The organism is Pseudanabaena sp. 'Roaring Creek' (genome assembly GCF_001402795.1).
Taxonomy (GTDB): domain Bacteria; phylum Cyanobacteriota; class Cyanobacteriia; order Pseudanabaenales; family Pseudanabaenaceae; genus Pseudanabaena.
Window position 1 is genome coordinate 1 of sequence record NZ_LIRE01000149.1, and the last position, 4,008, is coordinate 4,008.

The window sequence follows — 4,008 nt, forward strand, 5'->3', positions numbered from 1 at the left end:
GAAGCGCCGCAACTCTCTATTGGGTTTGATTTTTGTCCTAACATTACTGACTATAGCTATCTATAGCTATACTGCGCTAATTGCAAACTTAAGCCTAGAGACCTATCCCGAATCTTGTAACAAATTGTTAAAATAATCTATAGACTTAGCTTATAGATGAGCCTCCTAAAATCCTACCTAAAATCCTATGTCCGCAACCAAAACAGACTTTGAGTTAGATCGCTACGATATCAATGCGATCGCAAATTATTACCGCAATCAACCTTTGCGGGTCTGGTGGCGATGCATAGTGATTTTTGTGCCCCTCATCTGGTTATTTCTGAGGCTTCGCTTCAGTGCTAAATCCTCTACAACTGAATTAAAAAAACTAGCGATCGAATCGCGTAAATTATTAACTCGTCTGGGGCCTGCTTTTATCAAAATCGGTCAAGCCCTGTCCACTCGCCCTGATATCGTCCCGCCCATATTCATGGACGAGCTTGCAGAACTCCAAGACCAATTGCCCCCATTTCCGAATGAAATTGCTTTTCAGTTCATTCGCGATGCCCTAGGAGCCGATCCCTTGGACGTATATGCAGAGATTTCCGATAATCCAATCGCAGCGGCATCCCTCGGACAGGTTTATAAAGGCAAGCTCAAAACAGGCGAACTCGTGGCGATCAAGGTACAACGTCCCGACATTGCTTCTGGCATCGCGCTTGATATGTACATTCTGCGCGGTATTGCCACATGGTTAAAAAAGACCTTCAAATTTGTGCGTACCAATTTAGCAGCAATTCTTGATGAATTTGCCAGCCGCATTTTTGAAGAAATGGACTATACCTTTGAAGGTCAAAACGCAGAAAAATTTGCCAAATTCTACGGAGAGCTTGAAGGGATTTATGTTCCTAAAATCTATTGGCAATACACCGCTAAGCGAGTATTGACGATGGAATGGATCGAAGGCATCAAGCTCACCAATGTCGAAAAAGTCAAAGAACTAGGGTTTAATAGCCGTCACATTATTGAAGTTGGTGTGCAATGTTCTTTACGCCAGTTGCTTGACTATGGCTATTTTCATGCCGATCCCCACCCTGGTAACTTACTAGTCATGGGCGATGGCAAACTTGCCTACCTTGACTTTGGCATGATGAGCGAAGTTTCCGCAGAACAAAGATTTGGACTCATTGAAGCGATCGTCCATCTAGTCAACCGTGATTTTGCCGCACTTTCTAAGGACTACGTGCGTTTGGGCTTTTTGACCGAGGATATTGATTTTACGGCGATCGTTCCCGCCCTATCTGAAGTCTTTAATCCTCCTGAGGGTCAGAGCTTGACGCAAATGGATTTTAAAGACATGACCGATCAGCTTTCCCAGATCATGTATGACTATCCCTTTCAAGTTCCAGCGTACTACGCATTGATTATTCGATCGCTAGTTACTTTAGAGGGAATTGCCTTTAGCGTCGATCCTAATTTCAAGGTTTTAGCTGTTGCGTATCCCTATGTTGCCAATCGTTTATTAAATGACTCTGCGCCCGAACTCAGAATGGCTCTTAAGGATTTGCTATTCCGCGATGGGGAATTCCGTTGGAATCGTTTAGAGAATCTATTGAGTAATGCTCAAACTAACCCCGACTATGATTTGAGTGGAACTCTGGACAAAGGAATTGACTTCTTACTTTCCGATCGCAGTGAATTTATGCATGATCGCATCATCGATGAGATCGTTAGGGGTATTGAAGTTGAGACAAGCAAACGCCTGCCCGAAAGACTGCGCAGTTCCCTCATCGGTGATATCGTTGCCGATCCGCAAGTCAAAGCAACGATCGCAAAGACCGATACTCCATCCAGTTTGGGCTATATCGCTAGGTTATGGTCGATCCTTCAGAAAGACAATGCCATCTCTCCGACGGAAATTTTGCCCTTAGCCACAAGGATTCTCAGTAAGCGTCAAACCCTGACCTTGGGACGGGATGTGATTTCTAAATTGGCTCAGCGATCGCTAGTGCGTGCGGTCAGGGAAATGTTACTTCGCGACGAAAGAAAATATCAATATGATAAGCATCAGGATTCCATCAATATTTCCCATAAAACGCCTCTGGTCGAAGAACGCGAATTAGTCGGTTCTGGTGCTTCTTCTGGCAGTTCTTCTGGTACTTCTTCAGGCTTACGGCGATCGGTCAATGGACGTAGTTGGTAAAATCTAAAAAGGATGGGCGACGCTTTGCGTCGCCCATCCTTTTATGTTCTCTGTTGCTCAGAAGAAAAGCTCAATCCCCGATTCTAAACAGGCTGTCTCTAGTAAATCGCTGAGACTGAGTTCGTCAGCCCATGTTTGCAAATAATCAAAATCTAGGCGATCACCTTGCAATTTCAGCACCCCTAAAACATCACGCCATTGTCTCTGCGACTCATTTTTAGTCATCCGATACCAAACTAATTTTTGCAAGATAATATCTTCAGGAGTTGGTAATACTAGCATTCGGTCGGGATTTTGTCGAACTAGGTACGATTGCCGACGTTGAAATTCAATTTGGGGGAAAGGACGCTCTTTAAGCACAAAAACATCGACTTTTCCTAGTGATTCATTATCGATTAAGTTAAACGATCGCTTGAATCTAACCGCATCTTTAACCGCATCTTCAGAAACATAGAATCTTGGCTGAATAGATTGCAATAATAGGATGACTTTTTCCATAGTTAAATCAATCACTACATCTACATCTTCTGTAGCTCGCGGCTCTCCCATCAACGTGCTTGCAACCGATCCACCAACTAAATAGGGAATATCTAAGCTATTAAAAATTTCTGCTATATCAAGCGCAAGCGAGATCGGATCGGTAAGCATAATTGTTTGAGCGCATTCAGAAATAATTTGATAAATAGTATTGGGAAAATTTGATTTTAGAGTAGCTCTGACAAATTCGTAGCGTAATTTTTGCAAGCTTAAACTTGGATGCCTTTGTTGAATCCCAATCAAACAAAGCTCCCAACAACCTTTTGTCCAATTACTAACTTTTTCGGCTTTTTGAATTACAGTTAGCGCTTTCAAACGATTAAACAAATACAATTCCGCATCAATCGATGTATCGATCGATTGGGTTTTATATCCCACGGGTGCGCTTAGCATTTGATTTTTCCTATCATCTGGCTAGGGCGAACAAGGGTTAACATAAACGAAATACACCCTAAAAAACATGTTAGCATACGACGATTTAAAGAGAAATTTAAAGAGAAATTTAAAGGGCGATCTAGATGCACTTGCTAATCCCGCTAAAGCGATCGCTCTTGCGCGATTTTTTAAAACTGGGAAGGGTGAATATGGCGAAGGCGATCGCTTTTTGGGTATTACAGTTCCAGAGCAAAGAAAAATTGCCAAAAGGTATACCCACCTTAGCCTTGAAGACTTAGAGGAATTATTACAAACCGATATTCATGAATATCGACTTACAGCTTTATTAATCCTTAACTATCAATTCCCAAAGGCTGATGCAACTGGTAGAACAGAAATTTTTAACTTCTATCTCAATCACACACAATGGATTAACAATTGGGACTTAGTAGATGTTTCCTGTCGCCAAATTCTAGGCGTGCATTTACTACACCAAGACCACATGATTCTCCACAAACTAGCCCGATCGCCCAACCTTTGGGAACAGAGAATCGCCATTGTATCCACCCTGGAATTTATCAAGCACGAACAATTTACGGATACCCTTGAGATTGCCATCATTCTCTTACATCATTCCCACGATCTCATCCATAAAGCTGTCGGTTGGATGCTGCGTGAAGTCGGCAAACAGGAGCGTCAAGTGTTAGTGGATTTCCTAGATACCCATTATCAACAAATGCCGCGTACGATGCTGCGTTATGCGATCGAGCATTTTGATGAGTCCAAACGAAAAGCCTATCTATCCAAATATAGTCGTTTTAAATAACTTGTAGACGGGCTTCGACTTCGCTCAGCCCTCGGTGTAAGCTAGCTGAGCGAAGTCGAAGCTGTAGTTTTTATTTGAATTATCTATA

General features: G+C 42.5%; 3 protein-coding genes. 2 read left to right on the forward strand and 1 reads right to left on the reverse strand.

Annotated features, from left to right (window positions below):
* Nucleotides 1-187 precede the first annotated feature (187 nt).
* Nucleotides 188-2,182 (forward strand): AarF/ABC1/UbiB kinase family protein, encoded by a 1,995-nt coding sequence (locus tag AC805_RS04675; protein WP_055074335.1) that lies wholly within the window; start codon nucleotides 188-190, stop codon nucleotides 2,180-2,182.
* 57 nt (nucleotides 2,183-2,239) lie between these two features.
* Here AC805_RS04675 and AC805_RS04680 read toward each other — a convergent pair whose 3' ends face one another.
* Complete coding sequence (locus AC805_RS04680) at nucleotides 2,240-3,112, reverse strand: hypothetical protein (protein ID WP_055074336.1); 873 nt, start codon at nucleotides 3,110-3,112, stop codon at nucleotides 2,240-2,242.
* Between the two features lie 67 nt (nucleotides 3,113-3,179).
* On the opposite strand from AC805_RS04680, the gene AC805_RS04685 reads away from it, so the two are divergent.
* Nucleotides 3,180-3,920, forward strand: coding sequence for a DNA alkylation repair protein (locus AC805_RS04685; RefSeq protein WP_055074337.1), 741 nt, complete (start codon nucleotides 3,180-3,182; stop codon nucleotides 3,918-3,920).
* Nucleotides 3,921-4,008: the final 88 nt, after the last annotated feature.